This is a genomic window from Ottowia pentelensis (assembly GCF_964341695.1).
This window is the reverse complement of the sequence record NZ_OZ224513.1, coordinates 3,923,012-3,940,440: the sequence shown is the minus strand read 5'-3', so window position 1 is coordinate 3,940,440 and position 17,429 is coordinate 3,923,012. Positions and strand designations below refer to the sequence as shown.

At 70.9% G+C, this 17,429-nt stretch carries 17 protein-coding genes; 7 read left to right on the top strand and 10 right to left on the bottom strand.

The window, feature by feature from the left end:
• Positions 1 to 50: 50 nt before the first annotated feature.
• Positions 51 to 767, bottom strand: a complete 717-nt coding sequence (locus ACWHMB_RS19195; RefSeq protein ID WP_377482281.1) for an SPOR domain-containing protein — start codon at positions 765 to 767, stop codon at positions 51 to 53.
• 16 nt (positions 768 to 783) lie between these two features.
• Positions 784 to 2,883, bottom strand: a complete 2,100-nt coding sequence (argS, locus tag ACWHMB_RS19190) for an arginine--tRNA ligase (protein WP_377482279.1) — start codon at positions 2,881 to 2,883, stop codon at positions 784 to 786.
• A 158-nt stretch (positions 2,884 to 3,041) separates the two neighbouring features.
• Between argS and ACWHMB_RS19185 the strand changes: the two genes are divergently transcribed.
• The 3 genes from ACWHMB_RS19185 (at position 3,042) to ACWHMB_RS19175 (ending at position 4,759) form a co-directional block, all read left to right on the top strand.
• Positions 3,042 to 3,347 carry a PsiF family protein gene (locus tag ACWHMB_RS19185; RefSeq protein WP_377482277.1) on the top strand — a complete coding sequence of 102 codons (306 nt, stop codon included), beginning with the start codon at positions 3,042 to 3,044 and terminating at the stop codon, positions 3,345 to 3,347.
• Between the two features lie 69 nt (positions 3,348 to 3,416).
• Complete coding sequence (locus ACWHMB_RS19180; protein ID WP_377482275.1) at positions 3,417 to 4,388, top strand: glycosyltransferase family 2 protein; 972 nt, start codon at positions 3,417 to 3,419, stop codon at positions 4,386 to 4,388.
• Positions 4,385 to 4,759: a GtrA family protein gene (locus ACWHMB_RS19175; RefSeq protein WP_377482273.1), complete on the top strand. Its 375-nt coding sequence runs from the start codon at positions 4,385 to 4,387 to the stop codon at positions 4,757 to 4,759. Before ACWHMB_RS19180 ends, ACWHMB_RS19175 begins: the two co-directional genes overlap by 4 nt.
• Here ACWHMB_RS19175 and ACWHMB_RS19170 read toward each other — a convergent pair.
• Genes ACWHMB_RS19170 through ACWHMB_RS19155 form a run of 4 tightly spaced genes read right to left on the bottom strand, consistent with a single transcriptional unit; the run spans position 4,676 to position 8,515 of the window.
• Positions 4,676 to 6,307 carry an ArnT family glycosyltransferase gene (locus ACWHMB_RS19170; protein WP_377482272.1) on the bottom strand — a complete coding sequence of 544 codons (1,632 nt, stop codon included), beginning with the start codon at positions 6,305 to 6,307 and terminating at the stop codon, positions 4,676 to 4,678. The genes ACWHMB_RS19175 and ACWHMB_RS19170 overlap by 84 nt on opposite strands.
• The gene (locus tag ACWHMB_RS19165; RefSeq protein WP_377482270.1) at positions 6,304 to 7,137 is read right to left on the bottom strand and encodes a ChbG/HpnK family deacetylase; all 834 of its coding nucleotides are present in this window, start codon (positions 7,135 to 7,137) and stop codon (positions 6,304 to 6,306) included. The genes ACWHMB_RS19170 and ACWHMB_RS19165 overlap by 4 nt, the downstream gene beginning before the upstream one ends.
• Before the next feature lie 3 nt (positions 7,138 to 7,140).
• Complete coding sequence (locus ACWHMB_RS19160) at positions 7,141 to 7,593, bottom strand: DUF2214 family protein (protein WP_377482268.1); 453 nt, start codon at positions 7,591 to 7,593, stop codon at positions 7,141 to 7,143.
• Between the two features lie 10 nt (positions 7,594 to 7,603).
• A complete protein-coding gene (locus ACWHMB_RS19155) occupies positions 7,604 to 8,515 on the bottom strand; it encodes a LysR family transcriptional regulator (protein ID WP_377482267.1) in 912 nt (303 codons plus the stop codon).
• 112 nt (positions 8,516 to 8,627) lie between these two features.
• Between ACWHMB_RS19155 and ACWHMB_RS19150 the strand changes: the two genes are divergently transcribed.
• A complete protein-coding gene (locus ACWHMB_RS19150) occupies positions 8,628 to 9,242 on the top strand; it encodes a hypothetical protein (RefSeq protein WP_377482265.1) in 615 nt (204 codons plus the stop codon).
• A gap of 163 nt (positions 9,243 to 9,405) precedes the next feature.
• On the top strand, positions 9,406 to 11,625 hold the full coding sequence (locus ACWHMB_RS19145; RefSeq protein ID WP_377482263.1) for a malate synthase G: 2,220 nt from the start codon (positions 9,406 to 9,408) through the stop codon (positions 11,623 to 11,625).
• A 111-nt stretch (positions 11,626 to 11,736) separates the two neighbouring features.
• On the opposite strand, the gene ACWHMB_RS19140 is transcribed toward ACWHMB_RS19145, so the two are convergent.
• Positions 11,737 to 12,120 (bottom strand): TraR/DksA family transcriptional regulator, encoded by a 384-nt coding sequence (locus tag ACWHMB_RS19140; RefSeq protein WP_377482261.1) that lies wholly within the window; start codon positions 12,118 to 12,120, stop codon positions 11,737 to 11,739.
• 59 nt (positions 12,121 to 12,179) lie between these two features.
• Here ACWHMB_RS19140 and ACWHMB_RS19135 point away from each other — a divergent pair, with 59 nt between their 5' ends.
• Together ACWHMB_RS19135 and ACWHMB_RS19130 are read left to right on the top strand one after the other, a co-directional pair.
• Positions 12,180 to 12,416, top strand: a complete 237-nt coding sequence (locus tag ACWHMB_RS19135; protein ID WP_377482259.1) for a cysteine-rich CWC family protein — start codon at positions 12,180 to 12,182, stop codon at positions 12,414 to 12,416.
• Between the two features lie 13 nt (positions 12,417 to 12,429).
• The gene (locus ACWHMB_RS19130) at positions 12,430 to 13,215 is read left to right on the top strand and encodes a class II glutamine amidotransferase (RefSeq protein WP_377482257.1); all 786 of its coding nucleotides are present in this window, start codon (positions 12,430 to 12,432) and stop codon (positions 13,213 to 13,215) included.
• A gap of 78 nt (positions 13,216 to 13,293) precedes the next feature.
• Here ACWHMB_RS19130 and ACWHMB_RS19125 read toward each other — a convergent pair whose 3' ends face one another.
• From ACWHMB_RS19125 to gshB, 3 genes are all read right to left on the bottom strand, one after another.
• The gene (locus ACWHMB_RS19125) at positions 13,294 to 14,958 is read right to left on the bottom strand and encodes an MFS transporter (protein WP_377482255.1); all 1,665 of its coding nucleotides are present in this window, start codon (positions 14,956 to 14,958) and stop codon (positions 13,294 to 13,296) included.
• Between the two features lie 131 nt (positions 14,959 to 15,089).
• On the bottom strand, positions 15,090 to 16,166 hold the full coding sequence (locus tag ACWHMB_RS19120) for an acyltransferase family protein (protein WP_377482253.1): 1,077 nt from the start codon (positions 16,164 to 16,166) through the stop codon (positions 15,090 to 15,092).
• A 277-nt stretch (positions 16,167 to 16,443) separates the two neighbouring features.
• The gene (gene gshB, locus ACWHMB_RS19115) at positions 16,444 to 17,397 is read right to left on the bottom strand and encodes a glutathione synthase (protein WP_377482251.1); all 954 of its coding nucleotides are present in this window, start codon (positions 17,395 to 17,397) and stop codon (positions 16,444 to 16,446) included.
• Positions 17,398 to 17,429 lie beyond the last annotated feature (32 nt).

The window sequence follows — 17,429 nt, the reverse complement described above, 5'->3', positions numbered from 1 at the left end:
AGCCCGCTGCCCGTCGGCAAGTTCCCGCCCGGCCTGCACTTGTCGGGGGTTCACTTCTGCACCCGCACCAGCGCCGCTTCGAGCCCATTGTCGTCCAGCCGCGCCTTCACGCGGTCGGCGGCATCGCGGTTCTGGAACGGGCCCACGCGCACCCGGTAGACGGTGCGGCCGGCCTGCTCGCGCTCGCTCACGCGCGCCTCCACGCCCATCAGCGACAGGCGCGCGCGCTGGGCGTCGGCGTCGACCTGCGCGCGGAAGGCGCCGGCCTGCACGAAATAGGTGAAGGGGTCGGCGCTGGCGGCCGCGCCCGCATTGCTGCCGATGCCGGAGCGGGCCGCGGCCAGGTCGCCCAGCGGGTCGGTCGAAGGCGCCGTGCGGGTGGCGGTGGCCGGCGGCTTGGCGGCGATGGCCGGGGGCTCGGCGGGCGCCGTGCGCGCCACCGGGCCGCCCACCACGGCCGGCGCCGGAATGGGCATGGACTCGGGCGCGGGGGCCACGCTGCCGCCGGCGGTGGTGCCCGCGGCCGGGGCGGCGGGGGCTGCCGGCGCGTTGTCGTCGCGGTTGCGCAGCGCGGCGTTGGGGTCCCAGTCGCGGTTCTTGTTGGCCTCGGCCGCGTCCTGGCTGCTGGTGCGCGCGGCGCCCTTGTTGGCAAAGGGCACCGGCACCTTGGCCACGTAGATGGCCACGCCCAGCGCCACCGCCAGGCCGACCACCGCGCCCAGGATCAGGCCCAGAAAGGTGCCGCCGTGTTGTCTGGATGTCTTCATGCTTGCAGGAGTGGAATCACATGCGTGCCGGTGCGCTCACGCCCAGCAGCGACAGGCCATTGTGCAGGACTTGGGCCGTGGCGGCGACCAGGGCCAGGCGCGCGGTCTTGACCGCTTCGTCGTCCACCAGGATGCGCTCGGCGTCGTAGTAGCTGTGGTAGCTGGCGGCCAGCTCGCGCAGGTAGAACACCACGTCGTGCGGCGCCAGGTCCTGCGCGGCGCCGGCCAGCACGTCGGGAAAGCGCGCCAGCTGCAGCATCAGCGCCTGCGCGGCGGGGGTGTCGAGCTTGGAGAGGTCCGCAGTCGGCAGTTCCCGCTTCACTGCACGATCTGCGGCGGCTTGCAAATACGCATCGGACTCTCCGTCAGAGCACGCTCGATTTAGAAGCTCCTTAATACGACCAGGCGTTCCTGCCGACGGCAAATCGCGCGCGAGCCTCCCGAGGTGTTCTCTTACGTAACCATCGTCCAGTGGAAGACAGCGCAGGAGATTGGCGGCTCCGCTGCTAATGAATTTCGAATCAACCGCAGCCAACACAATAGATTCCGCACGTCTTAATCTGGCCCTGAAATCAGTGCACTCCGTCAGAAGCAGGCTATCGGAGTTTGCTAGAAGAACGCTTAGGCGGCGTGCCACCTTCTGTTTCAGAAAATCGTCTTGCGGTTGCAGCGTAAGCAGGAGCAGTTCGATGAGGGTAACAACATCATCCTCCCGACCAGGGAGAATTGAGGGCCACCCCAACTCCCTTTGCATCCATTGCCTCAGCACGGATTGAATGCGCGCGTGGGCGTACTGCACGTAGTACACCGGGTTGTCGTTGTTCTGCTGCACGGCCAGGTCGACGTCGAAGGTGTATTCGGTGTCGGGCTTGCGCGACAGCAGGAAAAAGCGCACCGCGTCGGCGCTGGTCCATTCGATCAGGTCGCGCAGCGTGACGTAGCTGCCCGCGCGCTTGCTGATCTTGACCTCCTCGCCGCCGCGCACCACACGCACCATGGTGTGCAGCACGTAGTCCGGATAGCCCTCGGGAATGCCCAGGCCCAGCGCCTGCAGGCCGGCGCGCACGCGCGCGATGGTGCCGTGGTGGTCGGTGCCCTGGATGTTGATGGCCTTGCGATAGCCGCGCTCCCACTTGGTGGTGTGATAGGCCACGTCGGGCACGAAATAGGTGTAGCCGCCTTCCGACTTCCTCATCACCCGGTCCTTGTCGTCGCCGTAGTCGGTGGTGCGCAGCCACAGCGCGCCGTCCTTCTCGTAGGTCTTGCCGGCGGCGATCAGGCGCTGCACGGTGGCCTCGACGCGGCCGCTGGCGTACAGGCTGGATTCGAGAAAGTACTCGTCGAACTTGAGGTGGAAGGCCTGCAGGTCCTTGTCCTGCTCGTGGCGCAGGTAGGCGACGGCGAACTGGCGCATGCCGTCCCAGTCGTTCAGGTCGCCGCTGGCGGTGAAGCGGCGGTCGTCGGCCTGCACCGTCTTGCCGGCCAGAAAGTCGCTTGCGATGTCCTGGATGTAGTCGCCGTTGTAGGCCGCCTCGGGCCAGCCGGCGTCGCCTGGCCTCCGGCCCTGGGCGCGCAGCTGCACCGAGCGCGTCAGCGTCTCGATCTGCACACCGGCGTCGTTGTAATAGAACTCGCGGTGCACCCGCCAGCCCTGGGTGGCAAACAGGTTGCACAGCGCGTCGCCCAGCGCCGCCTGGCGCCCGTGACCCACGTGCAGCGGGCCGGTGGGATTGGCGCTGACGAACTCGACGATCATGGCCTCGCCGCGTGCCGGCAGCCAGCCGTAGCGCTCGCGCTGCGCCATCACCTCGCGCACGACCTGCTGCTTGGCGGCGGGCTTGAGGCGGATGTTCAGAAAACCCGGTCCGGCGATGTCGATGGCGTCTACCCACTGGCCGAAGGCGGGCGTGGCCAGCAGGGCCGCCTTGAGGCGCTCGGCCAGCTGGCGCGGGTTGGCCTTCAGCGGCTTGGCCAGCTGCATCGCGGCCGTGCAGGCCCAGTCGCCGTGCGCGGCCTGGCGCGGCGATTCGAAGGCCGCCGCGACGGGCGTGTCCGGCGCCAGTGTGGCGAGCTCGGCAGCCAGGGCTGCGAGCAGTTGTTGTTTGACCGAAGGCATCGTCCAATTTTACGGGGCGTCGAAGGGCTGCCCGCGCCCGATCGGACGACGCGTCATCCGATCGGCGCGGCCAGGCGTTGTAGGCGACAGGCTGGCGTGTCAAGATGCCGGCCGGTTGTTCCCATTGCCACCCAACCCGAAGCAAGAGGAGTTCGTTCATGAGCAAACTGCTGTCCCTGATCGCCGCCGCCGGCCTGGCCCTGTCCCTGGGCGCGGCGCCCACCCTGGCCAGCGCCAAGACGGCGCAACAGGAAAAAATGAGCACCTGCAACGCGCAGGCCGCCGGCAAGAAGGGCGACGAGCGCAAGGCCTTCATGAAGAGCTGCCTGAGCGCCCAGCCCGCCACCACCGCCGCGGCCGCCCCGGCCACCCAGCAGGAAAAAATGAAGGTCTGCAACAAGGAAGCCGCCGGCAAGAAGGGCGACGAGCGCAAGGCCTTCATGAGCGAGTGCCTGAAGAAGTAAGGCATTGCCGCCGCACCCACAACCTCGCCGCGTGATCGCGGCGAGGTTTTCTTTTGGCATGATTCGTCCATGAGCGAGCGCGCCGCCCGAATCCCCTCCATCTCCTGCGTCATGCCGGCCTACAACGAGGCCGCCGCCTTGCCCGAGGTGCTGACGCAGGTGCTGGCCGCGCTGCGGGCGCTGTCGCCCCGGGTCGAGGTGGTGGTGGTGGACGACGGCAGCCGCGACGACACGGTGGCCGTGCTGCGCGCCCTGTGCCAGCGCGAGCCGGCGCTGCGCCTGCTGCAGCTGTCGCGCAACTTCGGCAAGGAAGCGGCGCTCACCGCCGGCCTGGCCGCCGCGCGCGGCGAGGTGGTGGTGCTGATGGACGCCGACGGCCAGCACCCCACGGCCCTGCTGGCCGACATGCTGCGCCACTGGCAGGCGGGCGCCGACGTGGTGTATGCCGTGCGCCGCACACGCACCGACCAGTCGGCCATTTACCGGCGCCTGGTGGGCGCCTTCTACGGTCTCGTCAACTGGCACAGCCGGGTGCGCATCCCGCGCGACGCGGGCGACTTTCGCTGGCTCGACCGGCGCGTGGTCGACGCCCTGCTGGCCCTGCCCGAGCGCCACCGCTTCATGAAGGGCCTGTACGCCTGGGTCGGCTTTCCCAGCGTGGCGCTGGACTACGAGCCGCTGCCGCGGCGTGCCGGCGAAAGCCATTTCGGCCTGAGCGGCGCGCTGGGCCTGGGCACCACGGGTCTCCTGGCCTTCACCGCCGCGCCGCTGCGCGTGCTGGCCCTGCTGGGCCTGACGCTGTCGCTGGCGGCGCTGGGCTACGGCGTGTGGGTGGTGATCGAGTACTTCTGGCTGGGCAACCCGGTGCGCGGCTATCCCACGCTGGCGGCGGGCATGATGTTTTTGAGCGGGGTGCAGCTGCTGTCGGTGGGCCTGCTGGCCGAGTACGTGGCGCGCATCTACGACGAGGTCAAGCAGCGCCCCCTGTATCTGGTGGCCGACGAAACGGGCCAGGGCCTGCCCGCGCGTGAGCAGCCGTGAGCCTGGCGCGCACCGGGTTCTGGTTCGGCGCCGTGGGCGCGGCGGCTGCCGCCACGCACGCGGCGGTGTTCGGCCTGGCCAAGCCCTGGATGCTGCCCGAGCTGGCCAATGCGCTGGGTTTCGTCGTCGCCTTCGGCGTCAGTTTCGTCGGTCACCGCTGGCTGAGCTTTCGCGGCGCCAGCACCGGCGTGGGCCAGAGCCTGCTGCGCTTTGCCGCCACCGCCGTGGCCGGCTTCGCGGTGAACGAGGCGGTGTTCAGCCTGCTGCTGCGCGGCGCCGGCTGGCCCTCATGGCTGGCGCTGTTTGCCGCCATGGGCGTGGCAGCCGGGCAAACCTTCGTGCTGGGGCGCTTCTGGGCCTTCCGCCGCTGAGGCGGCCGAGCGGTACAGGGCCCAGGTCTGGCCCGCGAACACCGGCTGCCAGCCGGCGATGAGGGCCTGGGTGTCGGGGCCGGCCTTGCGCGGCGCCAGCAGCCAGGCGTGGGCCTGCGTGCGCGCCTGCGCCAGCGCCGCCGGCTCCAGCAGGATGCGCGCCGCGGCGGTGGGCTCGAAGGCGCCGGCCTCGTACAGCTCGCGCTTCCAGTCGTCGGCGGCCTTGGCGCGCACCTGGGGCCAGTCCTGCACCACGCGCAGCGGCTTTTGCGTTTGCGCGACGAAGGGCAGGTCCATCGGGTAGCCGCCCACCACGTAGATCTCGTCGGTGGGCGCGGCGCGGCAGGCCAGCACCCGCGCCACGTCACCCGACAGCCGCCCGCGGTCGATGCGCGGCGCCGCCAGCGTGATGGCCACCGGCACGGCCGCCGCCAGCAGCAGCACGGCGACGAAGGCGCGCTCGGCGTGGCGGCGCCCGTCCAGTGCGCGCTGCCAGCCCATGGCCGCCAGCAAGGCCAGCGGCGGCAGCACGGGCAGGGCGTAGCCGATCAGCTTGGAGCGCGGCAGCGAGAAAAACAGCACGATGGCGCCCACCCAGATCCAGCACAGCACGGCCAGCCGGCGCTGCGCGTCGAGCGCCGCCGGGGCGGGCCGCCGGCGCAGGCGCAGCAGGCCGTCCCAGGCGGCGAAAAAGGCCCACGGAAACAGCAGCAGCGCACAGGCCGCCAAGTAAAACCACCAGGGCTGCGGATTGTTGAAGCCGCCGCCGGTGTAGCGCCCGAACTGCTGCACGCCGAACAGATAGGCCCACAGGCCCGGATAGCGCTGGCCCGCCAGCACGAACCAGGGCAGGGCGAGCACGGCAAACAGGGCCAGGCCGCTGACCCAGGGCAGGTGCAGCACCTTGCGCCACTGGCGCGTGGCCAGCAGCCAGGCGCCGATCACCAGCGCCGGCAGCGCCACGCCGATCAGGCCCTTGGTCAGCAGCCCGCCGGCGCACAGGGCGAAGCCCGCGCGCGCCCAGCCCGCGTGCGGGCGTTCGCCGTCCCAGCAGGCCAGGGCGAAGCACCAGATGGCGCTGGCGATCCAGGCGGCCACGCCCATGTCGTGGTTGACGTACTGGCCGCCGATCAGAAAGCCCGCGCTGGCGCCCAGCATCAGCGCCGCGCGCCGCGCCAGCGCGGCGTCGCCCAGGCGGCGGCCGGCCACCAGCACGCCCAGTAACATCAGACTGGCCAGCAACATGCCCGGTACGCGCGCGGCCCAGGGCGTGACGCCGAACACCGCCATGCTGGCCGCCTGCAGCCAATGGGTGAGCGGCGGCTTGTGAAAAAACGGCAGGCCGTCCAGGCGCGGCGTCAGCCAGTCGCCTGAGAGCAGCATCCAGCGGCCGATGTCGGCGTAGCGCCCTTCGTCGGGCACCGACAGCGGCCGCAGCGCGGCCAGCAGCGCCAGCAGCAGCACGAAGCCCAGCGGCGACCAGGCCCGCGCGCGCACGCCGGACGTCGGCGCCGGGGCGGGCGCCGCCAGGGAGACGGAGGGGTTCATGCGTGGGGGGGGTAGAGGGTGCTGCCGCGCACCAGGCGCACGCCGGCGGTGGCGCATTGTGCGGCAAACGCGGCGCTGGCGAAATGGGCGAATTCCCAGGCGCGGGCGGCGGCGATGGGGTCGGGCCCGTCGGTGGCCTCGGGCGCGGCGCCGGGGTGGCACATCAGCAGCGTGCCGGCGGGCGAGCCGGCCAGCCAGCCGGCCATCCGGTGGGCGTAGCCGGCCTCGTCGCCGGTGAAGTCATAAATGCCGGAAAGGGCTGAGGCGCATGGAATACGTGCGTGAGCAGCTATCTTTTCAAGAGCGTCGGCGCCCAGGCTGGCGATCACCCAGCTCTTGAGCGTGCGCTGGCCGGCTGGCGGGCGCGACACGCGCAACCAGGGCGGGCGGGCGCCGTAGCGCCGTGTCAGCACCTGCACCAGCGGCGTGCGGATGCCGGCGAACTGCTGTACGTGCTGGTGGCCGTCCACGTGGTCGGGTGGTGCGCCCCAGGCGGCCTCGAAGGCGTCCAGCTGGCGCTCGATCACGACGCGCGCGGCCGCGGGGTCGAAGCCGCCCAGCAGCGCGCGCCGCATGGCCGCGCCCAAGCTCAGGCCATGGCCGGCGGCCACCGCAAAGTCGCTGGTGAAGTCCAGGTGCAGGCCCACGTCCAAGCGGTCGCGCCACTCGCGCAGCGGCGCCGCATCCTCGCGCCAGCGCGGCGACAGCACCATGGCGCTGGTTGCGGTCAAGCGACCCTGCGCCGCCAGCGCCAGCACCGCCCGCGTCACGCCCGCGTGCTGGGCGTAGTCGTCGGCGCACAGCACCAGGGGCTTGGCGTCAGCGCCCACGCGTCACCAGGCGCCCCAGCCGCGCGCCAAAAACACCGCCGGCAGCGGGATCACGGCCACCAGGTGCGTGCCCAGCATGATCGGCTTGCGCGCGCGGTTGATCTCGGCCTCGCTGGGCAGCGCGCCGCCGGCGTCCAGCGCGAGCTGCCAACGGCGGTAGGCGCGCGTGGGGCCGATCTGCAGCCACGCGGCGGCCATGAACAGGCCGAACTTGGCCCACAGCAGCGGGTTGCTCCAGTACCAGCCGAAGCCCTTGCTGCCCAGCCAGGTGCGCGCCAGGCCGGTCAGCAACACGAAGGCGGTGGCGACCCACAGGATGCGGTCCAGCCGCACCAGGCGCGGCACGCTGGCGGCGTTGAACCAGGCGGCGCGGCAGATCGCCGACTGCGCGGTGGCGAACACGATCCAGCCGATGAAGGCGCTGATGTGCAGAAAGGCGAGTATGGGTTCGAGCATGGGGGCGATGTTACGGCCGCGTCCAGAAACCGGGCTCGGCGTAGCGCTGCTTCAAAAAATCCACCCACAGGCGCACGCGCAGCGGCAGGTGGCGCGTGGCGTGCGGCAGCAGGGCGTAGATGCCGTTGGGCGGCGCGGCGTAGGCCTGCAGCACGGGCACCAGCGCGCCGGCGGCGATCTCGGCTTCGACCTCCCAGGTCGAGCGCCAGGCGATGCCGTGGCCGGCCAGGCACCAGGCGTGCAGCACCTGGCCGTCGCTGCAGTCCAGCGGGCCCTGGGGGCGGATGTGGATCGGCTGCCCGTCCACCGTGAATGACCAGCCGCGCGACTGCGAGGCGTCGCTGGACAAAACCAGGCAGTCGTGGCGCGCCAGGTCCTGCGGGTGGCGTGGCACGCCACGGCGGCGCAGGTAGGCCGGCGTGGCCACCGCCAGGCGGTGGTTGTCGGCCAGCCGGATGCTGATGAGCGAGGAGTCGGGCAGGTCGCCCACGCGCACCGCGCAGTCGTAGCCTTCGGCCGCCAGGTCGACGATGCGGTCGGCCAGGTTGAGCGAGATGCGCAGCCGCGGGTGCGCATCGTGAAAGGGCGGCACCAGCGGCGCCACGTGCCGGCGACCGAAGCCCGCCGGCGCGGTGATGCGCAGCTGGCCGCTGGCCTGCACGCCGCCGGCCGACACGCTGGCCTCGGCGCCGGCCACCTCGGCCAGGATGCGCTGGCAGTCGTCCAGAAAGGCCGCGCCCTCGTGCGTGAGCGCGATGCGGCGCGTGCTGCGCACCAGCAGCTTCACGCCCAGCTGCGCCTCCAGCGCGTCCAGCCGCCGCCCGATGATGGCCGGCGCCACGCCCTCGGCACGCGCGGCCGCGCTCAGGCTGCCACGCGCGGCCACCGAGGCGAAGGTCTCGTAGGCCTTGAGCTTGTCCATGGGGGCGAATTATCGACAGCCGGCGTGCGGGCCAAGATGAACGGTCGGCGGGACCATTGGATTGAACCGCTGGCTATGCCATCATGCCAGCCACCCGTTGCCGCTCATCGCCGTGACCACGACCATCCCGCCCGCCCCCTCCGCGCCCGACATGCGCCGCTTCAGCCTGGCCCAGCTGCACCGGCTGGCCGAGGGCGGCAGCCGCCGCGCCCGTGCCGAGCTGGAGCGGCGCCTGCGCGAGCCTGGCCCCGCGGTCGCCGCGCCGGCGCCACGTGCGCCTTCGGTGGTCGCGGCCGTGCCCGGCAACGCCCGCCCGGTGCCCGCGCCGATCGCCGCGGCGGCAGCCGATGGCCACGACGCGCGCATCGACTCCTGGGCGCTGATGGAGCGCCAGCAGCTGGAGGCCGCGCGCCAGGACGGACCGCCGCGCCTGGTGGGCCTGGTGCTGATCGCCTGGGGCGTGCTGCTGGGCCTGGGCGGGCTGGCGCTGCTGGCGCGCGGCGGCGGCGCCTATTACCTGCTGTGCGGCGGGGCCGGCGCGGGCGTGGGCGCCCTGCTGATGCGCTGCAGCCGCTGGGCGCTGGCGCTGCAGGCGCTGGTGGTTCTGCTGGCGCTGGCCTGGGCCTGGCGTGGCGGCAGCGTGCTGCTGGCCGTGCTGCAGGCGGCGCCGCTGTGGCTGGCGGCGCTGTGGGCGGCGGTGCCGGCGGTGCGCGAGCCCTTGCGCTGACACGCGGCAATCGACTTCGGTGGCGTCCGGCCACTTGTGCAAAAAAGTCAATGGTTTTGCAATCCAGAGCTTCTTTTTTGCTGATACGGGTTGAAATATAGTGGGGCTTCGATGGCCGCCCGCAGCCGGCGGCCGGTGGTTTTTCTCCTGAAGCTTCACTGCCATGAATCAACGCATCCAAGCCGGCGCCCTGCGGGTGGCCTCCGAGCTCTACGACTTCATCAACCGCGAGGTGCTGCCCGACGTGGGCGTGGACCAAGGCCGCTTCTGGAAGGGCTTCTCGTCCATCGTCACCGAGCTGGCGCCCAAGAACGCCGCCCTGCTGGCCGAGCGCGATCGCCTGCAGGCCGAGCTGGACACCTGGCACCAGGCCAACCCCGGCCCGATCACCGACATGCGCGCCTACCGCGCCTTCCTGGAGGGCATCGGCTACCTGGTGCCGGTGCCGGCCAAGGTGAAGATCACGACCAAGAAGGTCGACGCCGAGTTGGCCGTGCAGGCCGGCCCGCAGCTGGTGGTGCCGATCCTGAACGCGCGCTATGCGCTGAACGCCGCCAACGCGCGCTGGGGCAGCCTGTACGACGCGCTGTACGGCACCGACGTGATCGCCGAAACCCCCGGCCTGGAAAAAGGCAAGGGCTACAACGCGCGGCGCGGCGCCAAGGTGATCGAATGGGCGCGCCACATGCTGGACCGCACGGCGCCGCTCAAGAAGGGCTCGCACCTCGATGCGGTGGGCTACAAGATCAAGGACGGCGAGCTGGTCGTCAAGCTGGCCGACGGCCGGCGCAGCAAGCTGCTGGACAAGGCGCAGCTGGTGGGCTTTCAGGGCGACGCCAAGGCGCCCAGCTCGGTGCTGCTGGTGCACAACGGCCTGCACCTGGACATCCGCATCGACCCGCAGTCCCCCATCGGCAAGACCGATGCGGCCGGCGTGGCCGACGTGGTGGTCGAGGCGGCCGTCTCCACCATCATGGACTTGGAAGACTCGATTGCCGCGGTCGACGCCGAGGACAAGGTGCTGGGCTATCGCAACTGGTTGGGCATCCTGCGCGGCACGCTGACCGAGAGCTTCGACAAGGGCGGGCGCACCGTCACGCGCGGGCTCAACCCCGATCGCCTGTACACCAAGCCGGCCGGCAAGGGCACGGTGCGGCTGCACGGGCGCTCGCTGATGTTCGTGCGCAACGTCGGCCACCTGATGACCAACCCGGCCATCTTGTACAAGGCGGCCGACGGCAGCGAGAAGGAAATCCCCGAGGGCATCCTGGACGCGGTGGTGACCACCGCCATCGCGCTGCACGACCTGCAGGGCAAGGGCGCGGGCGGCATCCGCAACTCGCGCACCGGCAGCGTCTACATCGTCAAGCCCAAGATGCACGGCCCGGCCGAGGTGGGCTTCGCCAGCGAGCTGTTCGGCCGCGTCGAGGAGCTGCTGGGCCTGCCCGACAGCACCGTCAAGCTGGGCATCATGGACGAGGAGCGCCGCACCAGCGTCAACCTCAAGGCCTGCATTGCCGCCGCCAAGTCGCGCGTGGCCTTCATCAACACCGGTTTCCTCGACCGCACCGGCGACGAGATGCACAGCTGCATGCGCGCCGGCCCGGTGTACCGCAAGGGCGACATGAAGAGCAGCGCCTGGATCGCCGCCTATGAGCGCAACAACGTGCTGGTCGGCCTGGCCTGCGGCCTGCGGGGCAAGGCGCAGATCGGCAAGGGCATGTGGGCCATGCCCGACCTGATGGCCGCCATGCTGCAGCAAAAGATCAACCACCCCAAGGCCGGCGCCAACACCGCCTGGGTGCCCAGCCCCACCGGCGCCACCCTGCACGCCATGCACTACCACCAGGTGCTGGTGAGCGACGTGCAAAAGGCCATGGAAGCCGAGCTGGCGCACGCCGACGTCGCCGCGCTGCGCGACGAGCTGCTGACCGGCCTGCTCAGCATCCCGGTGGTGCCCGAGGCCAAGTGGAGCGCCGCCGAGCGCCAGCAGGAGTTGGACAACAACTGCCAGGGCATCCTGGGCTACGTGGTGCGCTGGGTCGACCAGGGCGTGGGCTGCTCTAAGGTGCCCGACATCCACGGCGTGGGCCTGATGGAAGACCGCGCCACGCTGCGCATCTCCAGCCAGCACATCGCCAACTGGCTGCTGCACGGCGTGGTCAGCGAAGGCCAGGTGCGCGCCACGCTGCAGCGCATGGCCGCGCTGGTCGACCAGCAGAATGCGGGCGACCCGCTGTACCGCAACATGCACGGCAACTTCGAGAAATCGGCCGCCTTCCAGGCCGCCAGCGACCTGATCTTCAAGGGCCTGGTGCAGCCCAGCGGCTACACCGAGCCGCTGCTGCACGCCTGGCGGCAGAAGGTGAAGGCGGGGGCTTGACGATCGCGTCGGCGCCGAAAACTATATAAATGATAGCTGCCGGCGCTTGATGGATGGGCGCTACAGCCCGATTTCGCATATTTTCTGGTGGCGATCCGCGCGCTCGCCGCCTCAGCCGCGCAACCCCTGCTTGCGCTCGCGCTGCGACTTGCAGGCCACGCAATGCAGGGTCATGGGCTCCACCTTCAGGCGCTCGAAGGCGATCGGCTGGCCGCACTCCACGCACAGGCCGTAGCTGTCCTCGGCCATGCGCTCCAGCGCGCGGTCGATGCGCGCCAGCTCGTCCACGTCCAGCGAGGTCAGCGCCGCATCCACCTCGCGCGTCTGGTTGGTCAGGCGCCCGTTCTCGTCCTGCGACACGCTGCCGGCGGTGTTCTCGGCCGGTGCCAGGTTGCTGCGGTTTTGCTGCATCTGCGCCTGCAGCTCCTGGCGGCGCGCCAGCAGCAGGGCTTTCAGTTCTTGCCGCTGGGCGGCGGTCAGTGGTGCGGCGCTCATGATCGATTCTCCAAAAGCTGCGGGCGACGGCGGGTCCTGTACAGCAGAATATCACCCCCATGACCCCCGCGCCGCTGCCGCTCGACCCCACGGTTTGCCCCCTGTGCGGCGGCCCCAACGGCTGCGCCATGGAGCAAGAGCGCGCCAGCGGCCCGCCGCAGCCGCCCTGCTGGTGCACGCAGGCGTCGTTCACGCCCGCGCTGCTGGCGCGGCTGCCCGAGGACGCGCGCCGGCGCGCCTGCATCTGCGCCGCCTGCGCGCGGGCGGCGGCCGAGGGCGAACGGTCGCCGCCGTAGCATACTGAGCGCCATGTGCCAGCTGCTCGGGATGAACTGCAACACGCCGACGGACGTGACCTTCTCGTTCGCCGGTTTCGCGCAGCGCGGCGGGCGCACCGACCACCACGCCGACGGCTGGGGCATCGCGTTTTTCGAGGGGCGCGGCGCGCGCGTGTTTCTCGACCCCGGGGCGGCGGCCGACTCGCCCATCGCCGAGCTGATCCGGCGCTATCCGATCAAGAGCAAGAACGTCATTGCCCACATCCGCAAGGCCACGGTCGGACCGGTGCTGCTGGAGAACTGCCACCCCTTCCAGCGCGAGCTGTGGGGCCGCACCTGGGTGTTCGCCCACAACGGCGACCTGAAGGACTACCACCCGCGCCTGCACGGGCACTTTCACCCCGTGGGCGACACCGACAGCGAGCGCGCCTTCTGCTGGTTGATGCAGGAGCTGGCCAAGTCGCACGCCAGCCTGCCGCCGGTGGCCGAGCTGACGCGCACCCTGGCCGAGCTGCTGCCCCGGGTGGCGCGCCACGGCAGCTTCAACATGCTGCTGTCCAATGGCCAGGCGCTGTGGGCGCATGCCTCGACCAAGCTGTGCTACATCGTGCGCCAGCACCCCTTTGCCCGTGCGCGGCTGCAGGACGAGGACCTGGCCATCAATTTCGCCGAGCACACCACCCCGCGCGACCGCGTGGCCGTGGTGGCCACCACGCCGCTGACCTGCGACGAGGCCTGGACGCCGTTCGCGCCGGGCGAACTGGCGGTGTTCGTGGACGGGGCGCTGCAGGCGCTCGAGTTGCAATCGTTTCGATAGCTGCCCGCGCTTGGTGGGCGGGTGCTGGAGGCCTGAATGGTCCAAAAACCGGCGTGCTTCGACGCCAGCCGCCGGCCCTCAGCCCAAGCCTCGCCCAGAGGGCGAGGGGGTCGACGCGGGCCCCGCCCGCACCGTGCTTTCGCGCAGCGCGCGCCGCACGCGCGGCGGCTCGGTGCCGATGTGAAAGGCCAGCTTGCGCTCGCGCAGCGCCACGTCGGCGGTGGTGGTGCGCTCGAAGCGGCGCAGGTGCTCGGTCCAGGACGCGTCTTCGATCACCTCGATGAAGCGCCCCGGCTCGTTGATGTCCGACAGCAGCTCCCAGTCCACCGCGCCCACGCGCAGACGCGAGCGGCGGCTTTCCTCCATCAGGGCGCGAAAGGCGGTGGCGCGCGCCGGGTCGATCTGGTATTCGACCGTGACGACCACGCGGCCCTCGGGCGGCGGCGCCTCCACCTGCGGCAGCGGCCAGGGGCCGGCCGGCGTGGGGTCGTCGATCACGCCGCGGTCGGGCATGCGCCAGGTGGCGATGGCCATCGTCAAAATGCCGCTGGCTGCGCCGATGCCCAGCGTCAGCGGCACGTTGGTCCAGGTGGCCACCTGGCCCCACACCGCCGCGCCCAGGGCGGTGGCGCCCATGATGGCCATCTGGTACATCGACATGCCGCGCGCGCGCACCCAGTCGGGCAGGCTGATCTGCGCCGACACGCTGAGCGAGTTGGCCGTGGTCAGCCAGGCGCCGCCGCACAGCAGCATGGCCGGCACCGCCAGCCACAGGCTGCGCGTGACGGCCATCAGCGCCATCGTCGCCGCCTGCGTGATGGCGCCGGCCAGCACCAGCCGGTCGCGCGGAAAGGCGCGCCGCAGCTGCGGCAGCACGAAGGTCGACGCAATGGCGCCCGCGCCCATGGCGGCCAGCAAGACGGTGAAGGTGCCGGCGTTGCCGCCCTCGATCTCGCGCGCCACCAGCGGCAGCAGCGCGATCAGCGCCGTGGAGTGAAAAAAGAACAGCGCGATGCGCAGCAGCACCCCCTTGAGGTGGTAGGACTGCATCACGTACTGCAGGCCCACGCGCATGGCGCCGCGCAGGCTTTCGCGCCCCAGCGGGTGCGGCGTGTGCGGGCGCTGCCAGCGCGAGATGACCACCGCCGCGCCCACCGACAGCACGGCGTTCAGCCCGAACACCCAGGCGCTGCCCAGGCTGGCGATCAGCGCGCCGGCGATCAGCGGGCCGACGATGCGCGCCGCATTCATCGACGCGCCGTTCAGCGCCAGTGCCGCCGGCAGCTGCGCGCGCGGCACCAGCTCGGGCACGATGGCCGAGAACACCGGCCAGCGCAGCGCCAGCCCCACGCCGTTGCAAAACAGCAGCAAGAGCAGCAGCGGCGGCGTGATGACCTGTGCGAACGCCGCCAGCGCCAGCAGCGCGCCCACCACCGCCACCCACAGCTGGGTGAACAGCAGAAAGTGCTTGCGGTTCAGGATGTCGGCCAGCGCGCCCGAGGGCAGGCCCAGCAAAAAGACCGGCAGCGTGGCCGCCGTCTGCACCAGCGCCACCCAGTTGGGCTGCTCGGTCAACGTGGTCATCAGCCAGGCGGCCGCCACGTCGTTCATCCACATGCACAGGTTGGCGATCAGCCAGGTGCTCCACAGCAGGCTGAACACGCGGTGGCGAAACGGCGCCAGCGCGCCCAGGTCCTCGTCGGCGAGGGGGGCGGTGCTCGGGTGCGGCTGGGAGTCGGGCATGGCCCGCCGATCATAGTGGGGGCGGCGGCCCGCGGCCTGCGCCGCGCTCCGATAACTATGCATTCAATAGCTGCTCGCGCTTGACTGGAAACGGCTGCAGCCCGATTTGGCTTGAAATCGTGCGCCCCGACTCAATGCGCCGGCACCGACACCGTGGGGCGCGGGCGGGCCGACGCCGGCGCCCGGTCACGCCAGCGCAGCGCCCAGCGCTCGATCGTGTAGTAGGACAGCGCCGCCAGCGCCAGCGAGATGGCGCCGCCCAGCAGCACCACCCACGGCCAGGGCAGCTCGGCGCGCAAATAGCGCACCACCGGGTAGTGCCACAGGTACACGCCGTAGGACAGCTGGCCCAGCTTGACCAGCGCCGGCGCGCTCAGCATGCGCCAGATCAGGCCGCGCTGGCGCTGCACCGCCACCAGCAGCACCACCGCCGCGCCCTCGACCGCCGGCATGCCCCAACTGAGCGCATCGCTGCTGTCCCAGCCCAGGCCCATCAGCACCGGCACCGCCAGCGGCAGCCACAGCGCGCTGGGCAGGTGGCGCCGCGCGCGGGCGATGAAGTCGGGCTGCTCGTGCAGCAGCGCCGCCAGCAGCGCGCCGGCCAGCAGGCCGGTGGCGCGCGTGTCGAAGCGAAAGAACACCTGGTAGAACGGCTGGTCCCACGCCACGCACAGCACGCGCCACGCTGTGGCCGCCACCCACAGCACGGCAATCACGCGCCACAGCTGGCCGCGCCGGCAGCGCGCCACCCCCAGGGCCAGCAGCGGCGGCCAGATCAGGTAGAAGTGCTCTTCCACCGACAGCGACCACATGTGCAGCAGGCTGGCCGGCTGGTCGAAAAACGCGATGCCGTAGTCGGCCAGGTACAGCGCCGACACCAGCGCGTCGGTCAGCGCGTCGTGTGCGCCGGGCCACAGCAGCGGCGCCACCGCCACGTAGACGGCCAAAAACAGCAGCAGCGCCGGCATCAGGCGCAGCAGGCGGCGGCGATAAAAGCGCCAGTAGTCCAGCCGGCCCTCGGTCTGCAGCTCGATCAGCAGCAGCGAGGTGATCAAAAAGCCGCTGAGCACGAAGAACACGTCGACGCCGAAGAACGCGCCGTCGAACAGCGGCACGTGCGCGTGCGACAGGATCACCAGCGCGATGGCCACGCCCCGCAACCCATCCAGCGCCGGGTTGTAGCGCAAGCCGATACCGCCAGCCTTCATGATGTACTGCCCTTCTTCTGCCCGGCCCGCCGCGACAGGCGCGGGCCGAAAGGCAGGCAGTATGCGGGATAACCCGCAGATGTAGAGTTACAAGGCGTAGAGGCTTCTGCGCGGCAGCCAGACTGCGCGAGGTGCTACAAAATTAAACACCAGCCCGGTAGGCTGGGTTGAGGAACGAAACCCAGCTTGGAGCGGCCTTGGGATCAGCGGGCGCTGCCGCCGGGTCGCGCTGCGCTTGACCCAGCCCACGACCCTGCGCTTGACTCAGCCTGCGCGCCTATGACCTGCCCGCCACGCGCCGCTCCAGCGCGTCGACGAACAGCGCCGGCACGTCGCAGCCGGTCTGCTCGTGAATCTCCTGAAAGCAGGTCGGGCTGGTGACGTTGATCTCGGTGACGTGCGTGCCGATGATGTCCAGCCCGATCAGCAGCAGCCCGCGCGGCGCCAGCACGCGGCCGATGGCGGCCGCGGTGGCGCGGTCGCTGTCGGTGATGGGCTGGGCCACGCCCTTGCCGCCGGCCGCCAGGTTGCCGCGCACCTCGCTGCCCTGCGGGATGCGCGCCAGCACGAAGGGCACGGGCTCGCCGTCGATGATCAGGATGCGCTTGTCGCCGGCGGCGATCTCGGGCAGAAAGCGCTGCACCATCACCGTCTGCGCGCCGCCCGCGTTCAGCGTCTCGATGATCGAGCCCAGGTTGAGCGCGTCGGCCTTGACGCGGAAGATGCCCATGCCGCCCATGCCGTCCAGGGGCTTGAGGATGATGTCCTGGTGCTGGGCGTGAAAGCGGCGAATCTCGTCGCTGGATCGCGTGACCAGCGTCGGCCCGATGAACTGCGGCCACTCCATGATGGCCAGCTTCTCGGGGTGGTTGCGCAGCGCGGCGGGTTTGTTGACCACGCGCGCGCCCTCGCGCTCGGCCTGCTCCAGCAGGTGCGTGGCGTAGATGTATTCGGCGTCGAAGGGCGGGTCCTTGCGCATCAGCACGGCGCCGAAGTCCTTCAACGCCACGTCCTGCGCCGGCTCTTCGGCAAACCAGTCGGGCGTGCGGCCCGTGAGCTGGATCGGGCGTACGCGCGCCTGCACCACGCCGCCCGATTGCCAGTGCACATCCTGCGGCCCGCAGGCGGCGATGCGGTGGCCGCGCCGCTGGGCCTCGCGCATCATCGAGAAGGTGGTGTCCTTGTAGGTCTTGAAGTGCTCGAGCGGGTCGGCGATGAACAGCAGGTTCATGAGGGGGCTTTCGTGGGGCGTCGGGCCAAATC

Coding starts and splice junctions, on each gene's coding strand:
- ACWHMB_RS19155 (WP_377482267.1), bottom strand. CDS start 8,515: ATGGACAAGCTCAAGGCCTACGAGACCTTCGCCTCGGTGGCCGCGCGT.
- ACWHMB_RS19135 (WP_377482259.1), top strand. CDS start 12,180: ATGACCCCCGCGCCGCTGCCGCTCGACCCCACGGTTTGCCCCCTGTGC.
- ACWHMB_RS19160 (WP_377482268.1), bottom strand. CDS start 7,593: ATGCTCGAACCCATACTCGCCTTTCTGCACATCAGCGCCTTCATCGGC.
- gshB (WP_377482251.1), bottom strand. CDS start 17,397: ATGAACCTGCTGTTCATCGCCGACCCGCTCGAGCACTTCAAGACCTAC.
- ACWHMB_RS19120 (WP_377482253.1), bottom strand. CDS start 16,166: ATGAAGGCTGGCGGTATCGGCTTGCGCTACAACCCGGCGCTGGATGGG.
- argS (WP_377482279.1), bottom strand. CDS start 2,883: ATGCCTTCGGTCAAACAACAACTGCTCGCAGCCCTGGCTGCCGAGCTC.
- ACWHMB_RS19170 (WP_377482272.1), bottom strand. CDS start 6,307: ATGAACCCCTCCGTCTCCCTGGCGGCGCCCGCCCCGGCGCCGACGTCC.
- ACWHMB_RS19185 (WP_377482277.1), top strand. CDS start 3,042: ATGAGCAAACTGCTGTCCCTGATCGCCGCCGCCGGCCTGGCCCTGTCC.
- ACWHMB_RS19125 (WP_377482255.1), bottom strand. CDS start 14,958: ATGCCCGACTCCCAGCCGCACCCGAGCACCGCCCCCCTCGCCGACGAG.
- ACWHMB_RS19195 (WP_377482281.1), bottom strand. CDS start 767: ATGAAGACATCCAGACAACACGGCGGCACCTTTCTGGGCCTGATCCTG.
- ACWHMB_RS19145 (WP_377482263.1), top strand. CDS start 9,406: ATGAATCAACGCATCCAAGCCGGCGCCCTGCGGGTGGCCTCCGAGCTC.
- ACWHMB_RS19140 (WP_377482261.1), bottom strand. CDS start 12,120: ATGAGCGCCGCACCACTGACCGCCGCCCAGCGGCAAGAACTGAAAGCC.
- ACWHMB_RS19130 (WP_377482257.1), top strand. CDS start 12,430: ATGTGCCAGCTGCTCGGGATGAACTGCAACACGCCGACGGACGTGACC.
- ACWHMB_RS19180 (WP_377482275.1), top strand. CDS start 3,417: ATGAGCGAGCGCGCCGCCCGAATCCCCTCCATCTCCTGCGTCATGCCG.